General features: G+C 58.5%; 16 protein-coding genes. 5 read left to right on the plus strand and 11 right to left on the minus strand.

Annotation, left to right across the window (positions count from 1 at the left end; translation table 11 throughout):
- Nucleotides 1-36: 36 nt before the first annotated feature.
- The 8 genes from RLO149_RS18955 to RLO149_RS18990 all read right to left on the minus strand — a co-directional run bounded on the left by RLO149_RS18955 (nt 37) and on the right by RLO149_RS18990 (nt 9,653).
- Nucleotides 37-684 (minus strand): RluA family pseudouridine synthase, encoded by a 648-nt coding sequence (locus RLO149_RS18955; RefSeq protein WP_013963692.1) that lies wholly within the window; start codon nt 682-684, stop codon nt 37-39.
- A gap of 30 nt (nt 685-714) precedes the next feature.
- Nucleotides 715-3,162: a GcvT family protein gene (locus tag RLO149_RS18960; protein WP_013963693.1), complete on the minus strand. Its 2,448-nt coding sequence runs from the start codon at nt 3,160-3,162 to the stop codon at nt 715-717.
- Between the two features lie 29 nt (nt 3,163-3,191).
- Nucleotides 3,192-4,082, minus strand: a complete 891-nt coding sequence (locus RLO149_RS18965) for a homocysteine S-methyltransferase family protein (RefSeq protein ID WP_013963694.1) — start codon at nt 4,080-4,082, stop codon at nt 3,192-3,194.
- Nucleotides 4,079-6,529 carry a GcvT family protein gene (locus RLO149_RS18970; protein ID WP_013963695.1) on the minus strand — a complete coding sequence of 817 codons (2,451 nt, stop codon included), beginning with the start codon at nt 6,527-6,529 and terminating at the stop codon, nt 4,079-4,081. The genes RLO149_RS18965 and RLO149_RS18970 overlap by 4 nt, the downstream gene beginning before the upstream one ends.
- Before the next feature lie 134 nt (nt 6,530-6,663).
- On the minus strand, nt 6,664-7,284 hold the full coding sequence (locus tag RLO149_RS18975; protein ID WP_013963696.1) for a LysE family translocator: 621 nt from the start codon (nt 7,282-7,284) through the stop codon (nt 6,664-6,666).
- Nucleotides 7,284-7,856, minus strand: a complete 573-nt coding sequence (locus tag RLO149_RS18980) for a helix-turn-helix domain-containing protein (RefSeq protein ID WP_013963697.1) — start codon at nt 7,854-7,856, stop codon at nt 7,284-7,286. The genes RLO149_RS18975 and RLO149_RS18980 overlap by 1 nt, the downstream gene beginning before the upstream one ends.
- Nucleotides 7,857-7,975: 119 nt before the next feature.
- Nucleotides 7,976-8,431: a GAF domain-containing protein gene (locus RLO149_RS18985; RefSeq protein WP_013963698.1), complete on the minus strand. Its 456-nt coding sequence runs from the start codon at nt 8,429-8,431 to the stop codon at nt 7,976-7,978.
- A 49-nt stretch (nt 8,432-8,480) separates the two neighbouring features.
- Nucleotides 8,481-9,653, minus strand: coding sequence for a thiolase family protein (locus RLO149_RS18990; RefSeq protein WP_044025443.1), 1,173 nt, complete (start codon nt 9,651-9,653; stop codon nt 8,481-8,483).
- An 81-nt stretch (nt 9,654-9,734) separates the two neighbouring features.
- Between RLO149_RS18990 and RLO149_RS18995 the strand changes: the two genes are divergently transcribed.
- From RLO149_RS18995 to ggt, 3 genes are all read left to right on the plus strand, one after another.
- A complete protein-coding gene (locus tag RLO149_RS18995) occupies nt 9,735-10,076 on the plus strand; it encodes an STAS domain-containing protein (RefSeq protein ID WP_013963700.1) in 342 nt (113 codons plus the stop codon).
- A 23-nt stretch (nt 10,077-10,099) separates the two neighbouring features.
- Nucleotides 10,100-10,546, plus strand: a complete 447-nt coding sequence (locus RLO149_RS19000; protein ID WP_013963701.1) for an ATP-binding protein — start codon at nt 10,100-10,102, stop codon at nt 10,544-10,546.
- Nucleotides 10,547-10,809: 263 nt separating this feature from the next.
- Nucleotides 10,810-12,387, plus strand: a complete 1,578-nt coding sequence (ggt, locus tag RLO149_RS19005; protein WP_013963702.1) for a gamma-glutamyltransferase — start codon at nt 10,810-10,812, stop codon at nt 12,385-12,387.
- A gap of 8 nt (nt 12,388-12,395) precedes the next feature.
- On the opposite strand, the gene hspQ is transcribed toward ggt, so the two are convergent.
- On the minus strand, nt 12,396-12,722 hold the full coding sequence (hspQ, locus tag RLO149_RS19010) for a heat shock protein HspQ (RefSeq protein WP_013963703.1): 327 nt from the start codon (nt 12,720-12,722) through the stop codon (nt 12,396-12,398).
- A gap of 84 nt (nt 12,723-12,806) precedes the next feature.
- On the opposite strand from hspQ, the gene RLO149_RS19015 reads away from it, so the two are divergent.
- Together RLO149_RS19015 and RLO149_RS19020 are read left to right on the plus strand one after the other, a co-directional pair.
- Nucleotides 12,807-13,688: an AEC family transporter gene (locus RLO149_RS19015; protein ID WP_013963704.1), complete on the plus strand. Its 882-nt coding sequence runs from the start codon at nt 12,807-12,809 to the stop codon at nt 13,686-13,688.
- 71 nt (nt 13,689-13,759) lie between these two features.
- On the plus strand, nt 13,760-14,347 hold the full coding sequence (locus RLO149_RS19020) for a transglycosylase SLT domain-containing protein (protein WP_013963705.1): 588 nt from the start codon (nt 13,760-13,762) through the stop codon (nt 14,345-14,347).
- A 2-nt stretch (nt 14,348-14,349) separates the two neighbouring features.
- Here the strand turns inward: RLO149_RS19020 and RLO149_RS19025 are convergent, their stop codons facing one another.
- Nucleotides 14,350-14,943, minus strand: coding sequence for a LolA family protein (locus tag RLO149_RS19025; RefSeq protein ID WP_044025753.1), 594 nt, complete (start codon nt 14,941-14,943; stop codon nt 14,350-14,352).
- A 104-nt stretch (nt 14,944-15,047) separates the two neighbouring features.
- A complete protein-coding gene (locus tag RLO149_RS19030) occupies nt 15,048-17,840 on the minus strand; it encodes a DNA translocase FtsK (RefSeq protein ID WP_013963707.1) in 2,793 nt (930 codons plus the stop codon).
- Nucleotides 17,841-17,846: the final 6 nt, after the last annotated feature.

Below are 17,846 nucleotides of genomic sequence, written 5' to 3' on the forward strand. Positions count from 1 at the left end.
AAAGGACCCTGAGACTGCGCCCGAAAGCCCGGCGCGTTAAAATGGCGCGGTTGCGCGCACCTTCATCGATCTCCCGCCCTGCGGATGTTTAAACCGCAACTCTTCGGAGTGCAGCATCAGGCGCGGGTAATCGCGCGCAGGCCCCGTCGCGTAAAACGGATCGCCCAAAATCGGATGGCCAAGGGCGAGCATATGCACCCGCAACTGGTGGCTGCGCCCCGTGTACGGATGCAGGCGCACGCGCGCGGTTTGCCCGTCGTCTTTCAGAACCCGCCATTCGGTTTGCGCGGATTTACCTGTCTCGTGGCAGACCATCTGCCGGGGCCGGTTCGGCCAATCCACGATCAGCGGCAGATCAACGGTGCCCGTTTTTTCCAACGGCACACCCCAGATCCGCGCGACATAGGTCTTGCGGGTCATGCGCTTTTCAAACTGCAACCCCAGATGGCGTTGCGCGTGCGGCGTCAGGGCAAAGATCATCACACCTGAGGTGTCGCGGTCCAGCCGGTGCACCAGCAGCGCGTCGGCAAACATCGCCTGCACGCGCGCCAACAGACAATCGGCCAGATGCGGCCCCTTGCCGGGCACAGACAAAAGCCCCGCCGGTTTATCCACCAGTAGCACTTCGGCGTCTTCATGCAGGACCGTCAAAGGGGTTTGCGGGGGCGCGTATGTCTCATCCATACGCCCTGCTCGCAGATCGCCCCCGGCTTTTCAACCCGCCTTGACCCGTTCGGATTTCGGATCGTACATCGGCTTCAGCGAGACTTCGGCCGCCACGCGCACGCCTGCCACATCCACCTCATAGTCAGAGGCGAGCACCTCGGCTGCGGTCTCCCCGGCACAGGGGACATACCCCAGCCCCATTGCACCCCCCAGATGATGACCATAGGCACCGGAACTGAGAAACCCGACGATCTCACCGTTTCGCAGGACGGGTTCATTGTGATAGAGCAGTGGTTCGGGGTCTTTCAGTCTGAATTGCACCAAGCGGCTTTCAAGCCCGGTGTCCTTCTTGCGCAAGACCGCATCGCGACCAATGAAATCAGGCTTGTCCGTTTTGACCGCAAAACCAAGCCCCGCCTCCAGCACGTGATCCTCGCAGGTGATGTCATGCCCGAAATGGCGGAACCCTTTTTCCATCCGCGCGCAATCCATCATATGCATGCCGCACAGCTTGACCCCGAGGTCCTGCCCTGCCTCATGCAGCACTTCAAAGGCATGCGCGGCCATATCCGACGAGACATAGACCTCCCAGCCCAGCTCGCCCACATAGGTCACACGGTGGACACGGGCCAGCCCCATGCCCAGCTCGATCTCCTGCGCGGTCCCGAAAGGGTTCACCTCGTTTGAAAAATCCGCCGGCGAGACCTGTTGCAACAGTTTGCGCGCGTTCGGCCCCATGATGGCCAACACGCCCTCGCCCGCCGTGACGTCCGTGATCACAACGTTGAAATCCCCGCGATGGCGCATCATCCACGTTTGATCCGCCAAACGGGTTGCCGCCGGAGTGACGACCAGAAATGCCGTTTCCGACAGGCGCGTGACGGTGACATCCGCCTCGATCCCGCCTTGATGATTGAGGAATTGCGTATAAACAATCTTGCCGACCGGCACATCATACTGCCCGCCGCCAACATGGTTCATGAAGGCCACCGCATCGCGACCTTCCACGCGGATTTTACCAAAGGACGACATGTCATACATGCCGACATTCGTGCGGACCGCCGCGACTTCTTCTGCGATATTGGCAAAGAAATTCTGCCGCTTCCATGTATATTCATATTCCGGTTTCTGGTTATTGACCGCGAACCAGTTGGCACGCTCCCAACCGGCCAATTCCCCCATCACGGCACCATGCCGGATCAGATGTTCGTGGAACGGCGTGCGCCGCACCCCGCGCGCCGTCGCCTTTTGCCGGAACGGGAAGTGATCTGCGTAAAGCAGCCCCAGCGTTTCTTTTGATCGCTCGAACAGATAGGTCTTGTTGCCTTGGAATGGCTGCATGCGGCTGATGTCAACATCCCCCAGATCAAACGGTTTTTCGCCAGCCTCCATCCAATGCGCAAGCGCCATCCCCGCCCCGCCAGCGGATTGGATACCAATCGAGTTAAATCCAGCGGCAACCCAGAAATTATCCATCTCAGGCGCAAGGCCGAGGTGATAGGCGTCGTCCGGCGTGAAACTTTCGGGGCCGTTGAAAAACGTATGAATGCCCGCTTCCGCCAGCATTGGCATGCGCTCCACCGCCGCCTCAAGGATCGGCTCAAAATGGTCGAAATCTTCGGGCAGCTGGTCGAATTCAAAATCAGCAGGAATACCCTTCATCGCCCAAGGCTTGGCGTTTGGTTCAAACGCGCCCAGCAGCATTTTGCCCGCATCTTCTTTGTAATAGGCGCATTCATCGGGCACGCGCAGCACCGGAAGCTGGGTCAAACCGGCGATGGCCTCGGTGACAATGTAAAAGTGCTCGCAGGCATGCAGCGGTACGTTGACACCCGCCATGCGGCCCACTTCATGCCCCCACATGCCCCCGCAATTGACCACCATATCCGCCGTGATATGACCCGTCTCCGTACCCTGCGCCCAATCCACGCCAGTAACGCGTCGCCCGGCGCGGGTGATGCCAGTGACGCATGTGCGCTCCAGCACCTTGGCACCGCCTTGCCGCGCGCCCTTGGCCAGCGCCAGCGCGATATTGGCCGGATCGCCCTGCCCGTCCTTGTCGAGATAAACCGCACCGGTCACATCCTTGATGTTCAGATGTTCATACCGCGCCTTGACCTCCTGCGCAGAGATTTCCTCGACATCGACGCCAAAGGCGCGCGCCATGGCCGCCTGACGGTAGATCTCTTCGCGGCGTTCTTCGGTCAGGGCAACGGTAATCGACCCACAGCGTTTGAATCCCGTCGCAACGCCCGTTTCCGCTTCGAGGTTGCCGTATAGTTCCTGACTGTATTTCGCCAGTTTCGTCATATTCGCCGTGGCGCGCAGTTGCGCAATCAATCCAGCCGCGTGCCAAGTCGTCCCGGACGTCAGCTGTTTGCGTTCCAACAAGACAACGTCTTTCCAGCCCTGTTTGGTCAGGTGATAAGCGACAGAACAGCCGATGACGCCACCGCCGATAATGACGACCCGTGCGTGCGAAGGAGGAAGTGCCATAAGAGGTCTCCGTTCAGAAAAACCTGCCCTCAGGCGAGGGTGTGTTCGGCTGCCAGCAGCCGCTTTTTAAGTTCCGCGATGTGTTTTGGGCCGACCTCGCAGCAGCCACCGACGATGGTGGCCCCGGCGGCGACCCACTCCATGACATACCCCGCATAGGCGCGCGGCCCCATATCGCGGCGCGTTTCGAGCGTGTCCACGGTCGGTTTTTCTTTCAGGAAGTCTTGGCTGATTTGCACGAAGCCGTTCGCATAGCCGCCAAATGGTTTTCCGCTTTGCGCGAGGATGGGCATTGCCTTGGTGACCGCTTCGGGGGCTGAGCAATTAACGAGTACCGCATCCGCATTTGCGGCAACCTCCAACGCGTCCTCAAGCGGTTCACCCGAACGCAACTGCATCCCGTCACCGTCCGAAACTGTCAGTGACAGCCAAACGGGCAGGTTTGTGCTGCGCGCCCCTTCAAGGGCATCGCGCGCATGGGCAACCGAGGCGACCGTCTCAAGGATCAGCACATCGCACACAGGCGCGAGCAGCGCCGCAGCCTCGGCAAACAATGGCACAGCGATCTCACGAGACGGGTGAAGATCAGGACGATAGCTCGCCACCAGCGGCCCGAGCGCTCCAGCGATACGACCCGATCCATGTTTCGCGCGCGCGGCGGACGCTTCGCTCAGGGCGCGCTGATACAGATCCTCAAAAGCGTCCTCCATACCGGTGCCTTCCAACCGATCATGGTGGATCGCATATGAATTCGTCGTGGCGACCGTCGCACCGGCGGCAAAGTAATCAGCGTGCACCGCCTCAACCAGACCGGGGTGATCCACCATCACCTGCGTTGACCAAAGCGGCGTGGGCTTGTCCCCGGCGCGGTGCACCAATTCCTGCCCCATGCCACCATCCAAGAGGGTAATCTGCGTCATACACGGATCCTCTCGTTTTGCGGATCCCAGAGCGGCTGATCTGCCTGCACCGTCGCGCGGCGGCGTTGGCCATAGATTTCAACCTCGATCTCGGTGCCCGGTTCGGTCAGGTCCTTGCGCAGCATGCCAAGCGCGATGGACTTGTTCACACGGTAGCCCCAATCGCCCGAGGTCGTCTCGCCCACGACCTCATCCCCGTGAAACAGCGGCGCCATATAGGGCGCATCCTGTGCATCGGCATCCACCACCAGCGTGACGAATTGCTTTTTCACGCCCTGTTGCTTTTCGTTCAGCAACGCAGATTTGCCGGGAAAATCCTGCGGCTTGTCAAAGCGGATGAACCGTTCCAGCCCGCCTTCCAGCAGCGAATAATCCGACGACAAATCACCTTTCCATGCGCGATATCCCTTTTCGATCCGCATCGAATTCAGTGCATACATCCCGAAAGGCACAGCCCCCGCATCAAGGATGGCGTCATACATCGCCGGGATATCCGCGTTTTCGGCGTGCACTTCCCAGCCAAGCTCCCCCGCAAAGGAAACGCGCAGCAAGGCCGCCCAACCGCCCGCAACCTCGGTCTCCTGAAAGCTGAGCCACGGCAGGGTCAGATCGGCGTCGCACAGCTTGCCCAGAAGGGCGCGCGAACCGGGGCCGGTCACGATCAGGGTCGACATCCGGTCGGTCCAGTCTTCAAGCGTAAAGGCGCAGTTGTCCGGCATCTGACCTTCAAGCCAGTCGCGGTCATGCCATTGGGCCGATGCGGCCGTCACCAGAACAAAGCGATCCTCCGCCTCGCGCGTCACTGACATTTCTGTCAGGATACGCCCACGGCTGTCCGCAAAATAGAGCAGACCAACGCGGCCGATCTTGGGCAAGGATCCCGTCGTCAGACCACGCAGCCATTCATCCGCCCCGGACCCTGCCACCTTGAAGCGCGAAAAGCCCGGCAGGTCCAGCACGCCAACGCCATCGCGCACCGCCTCGACCTCTTCCTTGATACGTGCGGCCCACGGCCCGTTGCGATCCCATGTGTGGGTCGAGTCCTCTGAGGTATCATCGCCGGGTTTGGCAAACCAATTCGCCCGCTCCCACCCGTTATAGGCCCCCATCTGACCGCCAAGCGCACGGATTTTCGCATCCACCGGTGACAGTTTCTTGTCCCGCCCCGCAGGCCATTCGTGGCGCGGGAAATGCATGGCGTATTCATGGCCATAGGTTTCAAGCGCCTTGCTCAGGCAATAGTCGTGATCCGCATAATCGGTGTAGCGGCGCGGATCGACGGCCCACATGTCAAGTTCGGTCTCGCCATGCATGATCCATTCCGACAACACTTTGCCGGCCCCGCCACCCTGCGCGATCCCGAAAGTAAAGCTGTGCCCTTCAAAGGCATTCTTGACCCCCGGCATTGGGCCGATCATCGGCAAACCATCGGGCGCATAAGGGATAGGCCCGTTGATGTTGCGCCCCACACCGGATGTGCCCAAAAGTGGCATCCGTTCCATGGCGTCTTCGATGTAATACTCCAGCCGTTCCAGATCATCCGGGTAAAGCTGGAACGAGAAATCCTCCGGCATGGGATCCTCCGGCGTGACCCAATGCGCCTTGCAATTACGCTCATAGGGGCCGAGGTTCAGACCCGTCTTTTCCTGCCGTAGGTAATAGGACGTATCCACATCGCGGATCATCGCGACCTTCTTGCCGTTCTCCTTGGTCCAGGCTTCCAGCTCGGGGATCGGTTCGGTCAGGAAGTACTGATGGCTCATGACCACCATCGGCACAGTGCGCCCGCCGAAGGGTTTGAACATCTCACCGACGCGCTGCGCGTAATACCCGGCGCAGTTGACGACCTTTTCGCAACGAATATCGCCTTTCTCGGTTTTCACGATCCATTCGTCGCCATCCCGGTCCATCCCAATGACCGGGCAGAACCGTTCAATCCGCCCGCCCGCCTGCCGCGCGCCTTTGGCCAGCGCCTGCGTCAGTTGCGCCGGGTCAATATCACCATCCAACGGATCCCACATGCCCCCCGCAAGATCATGCGTTTCCATGAAGGGGTTATACTGCTGCAATTCCTCAGGCGTGCAGATGTCCATCTGCAGGCCCTGCGCGCGCCCCATGCCCGCGACTTTCTCAAACTCCTGCATCCGCTCTTTCGAGTGCGCCAGACGCACAGCCCCGGTGACATGGTAGTTCATCGGGTAATCCACGTCGTCACCCAGCGTCCGGTACATGGCCGCCGAATAGCGCTGCATGTTCATCACCGCCCACGACCCTGCAAAATTCGGCACATTGCCCGCCGCATGCCACGTCGACCCGGCGGTCAACTCGTTCTTTTCAAGCAGAACGCAGTCTTTCCACCCTGCTTTGGCCAGATGATACAAAGTCGAGGTGCCCACCACGCCCCCGCCAATAATCACGACACGCGCTGTTGTTGGAAATTCAGCCATTTCACTTCTCCTCTTGTGGGACAAAGTCCGTACTCTTGTGGTAGCCCCCTTTGCCGACGGCAAAGCGATGTGTTTCGCGACATAAACCGGCAAGTGCCATACGCAGGTTTGTCGTGGTGACGTTTGTTGTCATGTCACGTGCGCCCCGGCGCATTTGAAAAGCCGAGCAACAGACCGTAGATCACGAAACAGGACGCCAGAATGCGCCGCAGCCAAACGTTGAAAACCGCGTCCAGCGCTGCACGCCCAAGCCCTGCGCCAAGGGCATAAAAGCCGGTGTAGCTCAGCGCGGTCAGCGTCAGGGCGGTTGGCACGATGACGGTCATCTGCTCCCAAATCGGCACATCCGGTTGCACGAATTGTGAAAAGGCCGCGAGATAGCCCGCAACGCTTTTGGGGTTGATGGTGGCGATGGCGAGCGCTTGAAAGTAGATGGATTTCGCTGGTTTTGCGCTGACTCTCACCGGGGTGCGGGCCTGCATCCAGCCGCGCACCCCAAGGTAAATCAAAAATGCCGCACCGATCATCTTGGCCGCGAAAAATCCGGCGGGTGATGCCGCAATCAGTGCCGTGATGCCAAAGGCGGAGAGGATCAGAAACAGCGTCGCCTGTGTCAGGATCGCCAGCACCCCGATCATCGCAGGGCCAAACCCGAGGTGTATGCCGTTTTGGATGCAATTCACCGCATTGGGACCCGGCGTTGTGACAAAGACAATCCAGAATAGCGCGAATATGGTCCATGCCTCAAACCCCATCAATAAACCGGTGGGGCGATAACCCAGATCGCCACTGCCGGCTCTGCGTAGGGGTTTGACCAGCGGAACGCTTCGCCGCGAATGCGAAAGCTGTCACCGGGATGGATCGTGTGGACGGTTTCGTTGATCTCGATCTGCAAGGTGCCGGAGAGCAGATAGGCGACTTCTTGAGTGGGGCGGGTGACCATCTCCTTGACGCGGCTGCCCGGTTCAAAGGTGGAATGCACCATCTCGAAATCATCCGTGAGGTCAGGCGATAATAGCTCTTCGACCAACCCTTCGGTTTTCGAGCCCATCGGGCGGCGCGCGGCGGCACGCACGATATAGCCCGCCTCGGTCGCGGTCGCCGGTGCGTGGCGAAACAGCATCGAGATTGAGACCTCAAGCACCTTGGCAATCGCGCGCAGGTCGGAAATCGACGGGTCGGATTTGTCCCGCTCCACCTGACTGAGCCATCCGACAGAACGCCCCAAACGCTCCGCCAGATCCGCCAGCGTCAGCCCGCGCGCTTTGCGCAGGGCCCGCAGATCGGCCCCCAAAGTCTGTGGTTCGTCTGGTAGGCTGTGGTGCATGGGCGTGAAAATTCTCCTTCGAATTTCACGGTGCCTGAGTTGAATGAAAAAATCCAGATATTTTTCACGCCGCAGAGTGCGTTTTTTCCGCCCGATTGAACATCTCTTGACGCCGGACGTTATAACCGACCGAAAACAGCCTTCAGAATACGGTCGATCTCATCCGCATCGCGCTGATGGAATGCAGCGGGCTGGTCGCTGTCGATATCAAATACCCCCAGCAACGCGCCACGCGCGTCCTCAACCGGCAACACCAGTTCGGATCGTGTGCTTGAGGCGCAAGCGATGTGACCCGGAAAGGCATCGACGTCTCCAACACGCTTTATCTCGCGCGTCCTTGCGGCAGCCCCGCAAACGCCGCGCGAAAACGGGATGACCAGACAACCATGCCCCCCTTGATAGGGACCGATTTTGAGTATTTGCGGCCCCGTCACGCGGTAAAAACCGGTCCAGTCAAAACGATCGTCGCAGTGATGGACTTCGCAGGCGACCGTCGCCATCAGGGCGACAACATCCGTCTCTCCCTCGGTCAGGGCAGCGATGGTTTTGGCGAGGGTTGGGTAATCGACCTTCACGCGTCTGCACTCCGGGTATGAAACCTGTTTCTTCAAGACAACAAGCGGTTCAGTCGCGCTCAAGCGCGATGGCTGTCGCCTCGCCCCCACCAATACAGATCGCAGCGACACCCCGTTTGACATCGCGCTTTTCCATCGCATTCAGCAAGGTCACCATGATACGCGCGCCCGACGCGCCAATCGGATGCCCCAGCGCACAGGCACCGCCGTTTACGTTTACGACGCCATGATCAAGGCCCATTTCATGCATGAAGGCGAGCGGCACAACCGCGAAAGCTTCGTTCACCTCCCACAGATCAACGCTGTCCTTGTCCCAGCCTATCTTTTGCAACAGCTTCCGGGCGGCTGGAACCGGTGCGGTTGTGAATAGCCCGGGCGCTTGGGCATGTGTCGCATGGCCAGCGACGCGACACCGAACTGTCAGACTATTTGATACGGCATAAGGATTTGAGGCCAAAACCAGCGCCGCTGCCCCATCCGAAATGGACGACGCATTCGCCGCAGTTACCGTGCCACCGTCCCGAAACGCAGGCTTGAGCTGCGGGATTTTCTCCGGCCTTGCCGCCCCCGGTTGCTCATCCGCGACGACCGTGATCGTGCCCTTGCGCGACACCACGTCAACCGGTGTGATTTCGGCGTCGAACGCGCCGGATTTCTGAGCTTCTATCGCGCGGGAAAGTGATGCCAGTGCATATGTGTCCTGTGCCTGCCGCGTAAACTGAAACGTCTCTGCACAGTCTTCGGCAAATGTCCCCATCAAACGCCCTTTGTCATAGGCGTCTTCCAACCCGTCAAGGAACATGTGATCGATCACTTCACTATGACCAAGGCGCGCGCCAGAACGCATTTTATTCAATAAATAAGGGGCGTTGCTCATGCTCTCCATGCCACCTGCCGCGATCAGACTGGCCTGTCCGAGGGCGATCTGATCAAAGGCGATCATCGCCGCTTTCATGCCTGACCCGCACATCTTGTTGAGCGTGGTCGCAGGCACTGTGTCGTCCAGACCCGCGGCAAAACCCGCTTGCCGGGCGGGCGCCTGACCCTGACCCGCGGGTAAAACGCACCCCATCAACACCTCGTCCACTGTCGCGACCCCAGCAACCTGCATCGCTGATTTCAACGCGACCCCGCCAAGCTGCGCAGCGCTCAAAGACGACAAGGCGCCTTGAAACCCACCCATTGGGGTGCGCGCCGCTCCCACGATCACAACGTCTTCCATGATTCGCATTCTCCGAATACCTAAATCAAATCGTAAGACTTACCCGGTAAGCACTTATGCACGATTATGTCAGGGTATATAATGGAACTTGCAAGCAAAACAGACCAGCAATTGCGGATCGTTTCCGTACAAGGTGCGCGCATAGACGCGGCTGTCGCGATTGAGTTCAAGGATGCAATGCGTGTGGAAACAGATGACGGTCCAGACGTCGTCGTTCTGGACCTGAGCCGTGTTGAGTTTATCGACTCGAGCGGATTGGGCGCCATCGTGGCGGCAATGAAACATATGGGCGCCAACCGCAAGATGGCGCTTGCCGGTCTGACGCCGACTGTCGAGCGTGTCTTTACCTTAACGCGAATGGACTCGGTCTTTAGCGTCTTTCCGACATTGGAAGGTGCCCTCGCCGAATTAAGGCCTCAATAGAAGTGCCAGTAAGGAGCGATTAAATGGAAGCGGAACAACTCCGTCCATTTAGAGTCTGCGTAGAGAGCGGGCAATACGCGGCGAGAGAAGCTCTAAGCCAGTTTCTTGACGCCTTGCGTCCTTTGGAACTGGATGTGGAAGAATCCGGTACCATCGAACTGGTCCTGGCAGAGGTTTTGAACAATATTGTTGAACATGCCTATCCACCGTCGCAACCTTCCGGCCCGATCGCAATAGAATGCGCGCACCGGAAAGATGGCCTGATCCTGAAGATCAAGGATAAGGGCTATGCAATGCCCGATGGCAAAATGCCCTTGGGCGAACTGGGCACTTTGGATTTGGAACTGGAAGACATGCCTGAAGGCGGCTTTGGTTGGTTCCTGATCACGCATCTCGCAAAGGACGTCCGTTACGAACGCGTTGGAAGCGAGAACCATCTGGATATGCGCCTTGCAGTTGGTACAGCTTAACAGGTGCAAAGACGGCAGGTCGTTTTTCTCGGTACTTTCCTCAAACGGCCCCGTTACGAGCATATTCTTGCCTTGATTGCACGTCACACCAACACCTGTAGCTAACATAAGCTTCCCTCGACGCTGCGTGTAACAGCCCCCACCCAGTACGCAGCGTCGGGGACTTCCCTTTGCACAGATTGACATATCCAGCCAAGGGTCGTGGACTTCCAAATCGAAGTCGCTAATTTACGCGCAACACAGCCCTGATTAAAGGTCCTCAAATGCGCGATTTTCACCACCCCGGTCGTTCCCCGGTTCTTGCCAGCAACGGCATGTGTGCAACCTCTCACCCGCTCGCGGCAAAAACCGCAATCGATGTTCTGCAACAAGGCGGAAACGCGATGGACGCCGCCATCGCGGGGGCTGTCTTGCTGGGCCTGTGCGAACCGGCCATGACGGGCATCGGCGGTGATTGCTTTGTTCTGTGGTCTGATCGTGACCGCCAGAATGTGCGCGCTTTGAACGGATCAGGCCGGGCACCCGCAGCTTTGGATGCGCATGATTTGCGCGTGGCAGGTGAAACCACCGTTCCGCCCTTTTCGGCCCATGCCGTTACAATTCCAACGGCTGTCGCCGCTTTTGCCCATTTAGCTGAAACGGTCGGCACCCTTGGTCTGGATAGGCTGCTGGCACCATCCATTAAATATGCACAGGACGGAATTCCGGTCGCACCGCGCGTGGCCTTTGACTGGGAAAACTACGGCCATAACCTGCAAGGCAGCGCGAGAGAGAAGTACCTGATCGCCGGGAAACCCCTGAAAACCGGTGATATCTTCCGCGCACCCGGTCAGGCGGAGGTCTTGCGCCGCATCGCTGAACAAGGCGCGTCGGCCTTTTACGCCGGCGAAATTGCCGAAGACATGGTCACCACCCTTCAAGCCGCAGGGGGCGTCCACACATTGGATGATTTTGCCGCCGCAGCCTGTGACGAGACCACGCCAATCTTCGGCTCCTACAAGGACATCGAAATCGTCGAACATCCCCCCAACGGTCAAGGGGCCACCGCGATCCTGATGCTCAACATCCTCGCGCAGTTTGACCTTGCGTCGATGGCGCCTTTTGGCACCGAACGCGCGCACATCGAAGCGGAAGCAGCGAAACTGGCCTATGACGCCCGCAACCGTTTCCTTGCCGATGCCGATCACACCACGCGGTTGGCGCATATGCTGGATATGTCGCTGGCCAAAAAACTGGCCGCGATGATTGATCCGGGCAAAGCGATGCCAGCGGCCGCTCCTTTGACCGAGATGGTCCACAAGGACACTGTTTATATTTCCACTGTCGACCGCGATGGCATGGCCGTGTCGCTGATTTATTCAATCTTCAAAGATTTTGGCTCGGGGATCGCCTCTGATAAATTCGGGATTCTGCTACAGAACCGCGGGGCAGGCTTTACACTCGAACAGGGGCATCCGAATGAGCTCAAGGGTGGCAAACGTCCGATGCACACCATTATCCCTGCCATGCTGCGCAAGAACGGCAAGGTGATCATGCCGTTCGGCGTCATGGGCGGGGCTTACCAGCCGAACGGACATGCGCGATTTGTCAGCAACCTCACCGATTTTGGCATGGACCCGCAATCAGCGATTGATGCCCCGCGCGCCTTTTCCGACATGGGCAATATGCAGGTCGAACGCGGCTATAGCGACGCAGTGCGCCAAGAACTGACCGATCTGGGGCACTCGGTGAGCATCCCCCAGACGGCAATTGGCGGGGCGCAGGCGATCCTGATGCATGACAATGGCGTTTTTGAGGGCGCGAGTGATCCACGCAAAGATGGCTGCGCTTTGGGCTACTGATCGAGCACTCAGTTCAGCTGAAAATGCAGCGGGTAGGTGCCATCCTGCAGGGGGCCGAACAAGTCGGGGATATCAGGGTGATCCACCGGCTCACCTGAATAATCCGCAATCAGGTTCTGCTCCGAGACATAGGCGACGTAATAGCTCTGCTCATTTTCGGCCAGCAGATGATAATACGGCTGTTCTTTCACAGGGCGGCTGTCTTCGGGAATGGCTTCATACCATTCCTCGGTGTTTGAAAACTCAGGGTCCACGTCAAAGATCACCCCGCGAAACGGGTGTTTTTTGTGCCGGACGATCTGGCCAAGATGATATTTTGCGCGTGTTTTAATCATAGCATTGCAGCCCCTCGCTTCCGTTAGTAGACGCTTCGGGCGGTGTTTGTCCAATACTTGGTCGGCAAAAAAAGGAAACAGTCTGTGAACCTCGCACTGACAGTGCTCGAAATCGTGGCGCCGGTGTTTTTGTTGGCTGCAATCGGATTTGTCTGGGTTAAACTGGGCAATGAATACCGCATCAGGTTTGTCACACAGCTTGCCATGACGCTCTCGGTGCCCTGTCTGGTTTTCGTCTCCTTGATGCAAACGGAGATCGCTCCGGAGGATTTAACAGCGCTGTCACTGGCCGCAATCGGGGCTTATGGCATTGTCACAATTGCAATCCTTGTGTTGGTCTTTGTGCTCAGACTCAACCGCCAGACATTTGCGGCGCCCCTCATGTTTGGCAATACCGGCAACATCGGTTTGCCACTGGCATTTTTCGCGTATGGCGAAACGGGCCTTGGCTATGCCATCATCGTTTTCGGAATTATGGCGGTCTGGTCCTTCACCTTCGGGGTCTGGCTGGTCGCGGGTGCCGGATCGCTGGGCAAGGTGATCCGCGAACCCATGGTCGCAGGCACCATTTTGGGCGCAATCTTTTTATGGCAAGGCTGGCAGACACCGCCCTTTGTGACAAATACGCTCGACCTCATCGGGCAAATGGCGATTCCGTTGATGCTCATCACACTTGGGGTCGCCATCGCGCGGTTGAAACCGGGCGGGGTGTTGCGCGCAACGGCTTTAAGCGCGGTTAAACTGGTGATATGCACAGGCGTCGCGTGGTATGTCGGTGATGCGTTTGCCCTTGATCGCGTTGCCTTGGGCGTGCTGGTTCTGCAGGTCGCAACGCCGGTTGCGGTGACGTCTTACATGTTGGCGGAAAAATACGGCGCAGACGCCGAAGAGGTCGCGGGCCTCGTTGTGGCTTCAACTCTGATGTCTGTTGCTGCCTTGCCTCTGTTGCTGGGCTTTCTGTTGTAAAAAACGTGATTTCCCCTTGGCGAAGATTTGCGCTACTGCAATAAAAAACAAAAAATAAAAGCGAGAGGCAGATGAGCAGAACTCTTCGCGCTATGGCAATTTTACTGTTGGTCGCCTCCTGCGGGGGGGTGTCCTCTACGGCTCCGCGTAATCTGAACGATGCGTGCAGCATTGCCCAACAGCGCCCTGAATATATGCGTGCTTTCCAGAGGACCCAGCAAAAATGGGGTGTTCCGGTGCATGTACAAATGGCAACAATGCATCAGGAAAGCCGGTTTATCGGCAATGCAAAGACGCCACATAAATACGCCTTGGGGGTCATCCCGATGGGCCGCGTTTCCAGCGCATATGGCTATTCGCAAGCGCTGGATGGCACATGGTCAGACTACCAACGCGCGACCGGCAAACGTCTGGCCCGCCGTGACCGTATTCGCGACGCCTCCGATTTCATGGGCTGGTATATGAACATCAGCCAGCAGCGTAACGGCATCGCCTTACATGATGCGCGCAACCAGTACCTTGCCTATCACGAGGGGCACACAGGTTATGCGCGTGGGTCGTACAACCGCAAATCCTGGCTCTTGAATGTGGCCAACAAGGTGGACGCGCGCGCCGATCTTTATCAGGCGCAACTGGCCACCTGTAACCTGCGCCGCTGACCTCAGCGGTCGCGGCTTTTCTCACGGTCCGGATCAAAAAGAGAGTTGGGCAGGTTTATGCCCGTCTCGAACTCACCCAGAACGACTCTGGTCCGCCCGCCTGAAGCATCGTGGATGACCCATTGTTCCAAACGCGTGGGCTGATCGGTGAAATACATCTCAAGATAGCCGTTTTCGAGGTTGTCGGGGTCCTCGGCGGTCACGATGGTCCATGTCCCGTCAAACCGCGCATTGCGCACCATAGCGGCCCGCGTCAAATCAATATCCCGGCCGAGCAGCAGCGACAGCGGCGTGCGGCTCAGCGGATATGTTTCTGACGGTTGGTTCGATTTCCTATCGATGATGACGACGGCAGAGGCTGCCGCAATCACCAGCGCCTGTTCGGGCGGGTCGTATTCAAACCGCATGCGTCCGGGCCGCCGCATATAAAGCTGCCCGGTGCTGACGGAACCGTCATCGTTGATTTGGCGAAAATCGCCCTTCAGCGTTTCGAGACTGTTGAGATAGGCGGATATTTCAGCCAGCTTCAACTGCTCCGCCGCACCTGAGGCCGCAGGGACCAAGGACAAGCAAGCAACCAACAGAATGCGCGATATAAGGCTCAAGGAAGTATCCTCCGATGTTCAAACTCACTTGTGACATAGGAGGCATCGGCCTGTTATGCGATATCACCGCGTCAAACGAAGCGTTTTTTTGCCCGTTATCCCTGCTCTGGCACGAGAATCTCCCGTTTGCCGACGTGGTTTGCAGGCGAAACGAGACCCTGATCCTCCATCTGCTCGACCAGACGGGCGGCTTTGTTATAGCCGATGGCCAGTTTGCGCTGGATGTAGCTGGTTGAGCATTTGCGATCCTTCAGGACCACCTGCACGGCCGTGTCATAAAGCGCGTCTTCACCATCGGTGTTTCCGCCCAGACCCAGCACCGCGTCGATACTGCTTTCTGCATCCTCGGACGGCCCCTCTACCACGCCATTGACGTAGTCAGGTTCACCGAATGCCTTGAGGTGATTGACGATTTCCTCGACCTCTTCGTCAGACACAAAAGGACCGTGGCAGCGGATGATCTTTGCCCCGCCCGCCATGTAAAGCATGTCACCCATGCCCAGAAGTTGTTCCGCGCCCATCTCTCCAAGGATTGTCCGGCTGTCGATTTTCGACGTGACCTGAAAGGAAATCCGCGTCGGGAAGTTCGCCTTGATCGTGCCCGTGATCACGTCCACCGAGGGGCGTTGCGTCGCCATGATAAGGTGGATGCCAGAGGCCCGCGCCATCTGCGCCAGACGCTGAATGCAGGCTTCGATTTCCTTGCCGGCCACCATCATCAGGTCTGCCATCTCATCAACGATCACGACGATATAGGGCAGCGTCACGGGCGTGTTTTCTTCCGTCTCAAAGATCGGCTCGCCGGTATCATCGTCAAACCCGGTCTGGACGGTGCGGCTGAACATCTCGCCCTTGCTGAGCGCCTCGCGCACACGGCCATTGTAACCCTCAATGTTACGCACGCCCATTTTCGACATCTTGCGATAGCGTTCTTCCATTTCACCGACCACCCATTTCAAGGCGACAACCGCCTTTTTCGGGTCGGTCACAACCGGTGAAAGCAGATGTGGAATGCCGTCATAAACGCTCAGTTCCAGCATTTTGGGATCAATCATGATCATCCGGCATTCCTGAGGCGACAGCTTGTACAGCAACGACAGGATCATCGTATTGATCGCAACGGATTTACCGGACCCCGTGGTCCCGGCAATCAAAAGGTGGGGCATTTTGGCGAGATTGGCCACGATTGGATCGCCGCCGATATCCTTGCCCAAGGCAAGCGGCAGGCGCATGTTCGTGTCGCCAAAATCCCGGGCAGACAGGATTTCGCGCAAGACAACCTTTTCGCGCGTGTCATTGGGCAGTTCGATCCCGATCACGGACCTGCCCGGCACAGTTGATACCCGCGCAGAAAGGGCCGCCATCGACCGCGCGATATCATCAGCCAGACCAATCACCCGGCTTGCCTTGAGACCCGGAGCAGGCTCCAGTTCATACATGGTCACGACCGGGCCGGGACGCACGGCGACGATTTCGCCCTTAACGCCATAGTCATCGAGAACGGACTCCAGCATGCGCGCATTTTCCTCAAGCGCTTCATCGCTAAGCTGCAGGCGCGGTATGTCTATCGGGTTTTCCAGCAGGTTCAGCGGCGGCAGTTCGAAACCGGGGTGGGTGTCATCGAACGACAGCGTCGGCTGGGCTTCGGCTTGCGCACGCCGTGAGGGTTGAACCGGTTTTCGCACAGGCTGCTGCACAACGCGGCGCGGTTCCGGACGGGGAATTTCGATGACTTCGTCAACGCGGGCTTCGGGCATCTCAAATGATGCCGTGTCTTCTACTTCCGGCTCTGGTGCCTGCGCATGCCGCGCAGTGAGCGGTGGTTCAGGCCGCACAGCCGGGGATGTATCCAGCACCAGCGGATCCGGGCCACGCCCGCGTCCGCGCGTCAACGGGGCCGTCGTCGGGACATGCACTGCGGTGCTTGAGCGCACGCGGGATTTGATCACATCCGCGATGCGCGCCTTTATTCTGTCCTCGCCCGGACCTTCTTCGACATCGGGTGCGTCGGGCTGTGTGACCAACTCCGGTTCGGGCATTGCGTCTGGTCGACGCACAAGGCTGGGCATGCGGGCAAACAAGCCGCTTTTCTGCTCAGGCTCAGGTGTCTCGAACATCATGTTCTCAGGCATCGGCGCAACTTCGGTTTGCGTAAGCGCTGCCATTTCCTCCGCCTGCGCCCTGCGTTCGGCGCGCCGCGCCGCAATTTCTTGCGCGGTAGAGACGGCGCCCTGCGCACTACGGCCCAGCAAGGTCATCAATCCAGCGTAAAGCATCACAAGACCCATCAGCAGAAAGCGCCCGATCCGCGCAACCTCTGCGCGCGTAAAGCCCAAAACGAAGCCGCCAAACACAATGATACCAACGGCCATCAGCAAGGACATCAGCTTCACCGTGACGGTCGAACCAACAGGCAGCAGCGTCAGAATTGCGCCCATTACCGTATCACCAAACAGGCCGCCCAACCCAAAGCTATGAGTATCGAGCCAATTGCCATCCGGTGTCAGCGTCGCCGCATAAATCGACCCCAGTGCAATCGCAATCGGGGCGAAAATCAGGCGACCCAAGGCGCGCTCCGCCCCGGTGTGCAGTGCAAAACGCGCGCCCCAGGCCAAAAGCACAATCCCGATGCCCCAGGCACCCCAGCCCACGATCATGAACAACGGTGCCGCAATCGAGGCCCCGATCCGCCCCATCCAGTTCTGGACCGTCGCGTCGGTTGATACCATCCAATTGGGATCATCCGGCGTGTAGGATGCAATCATCGCGCAGGCCATCGCACCGAGGATCATCAGCGCCAGACCGAAAAGCTCTTTCCCGCGCTTTTCCATCGCCTCCGCCATGTTGCTGTCGAAAAGTGGATCCCGCCCGCGTGTCTGAAATGCCATACCCTT

Origin of the sequence: Roseobacter litoralis Och 149 (assembly GCF_000154785.2) — a bacterium.
GTDB classification, from domain to species: Bacteria; Pseudomonadota; Alphaproteobacteria; order Rhodobacterales; family Rhodobacteraceae; genus Roseobacter; species Roseobacter litoralis.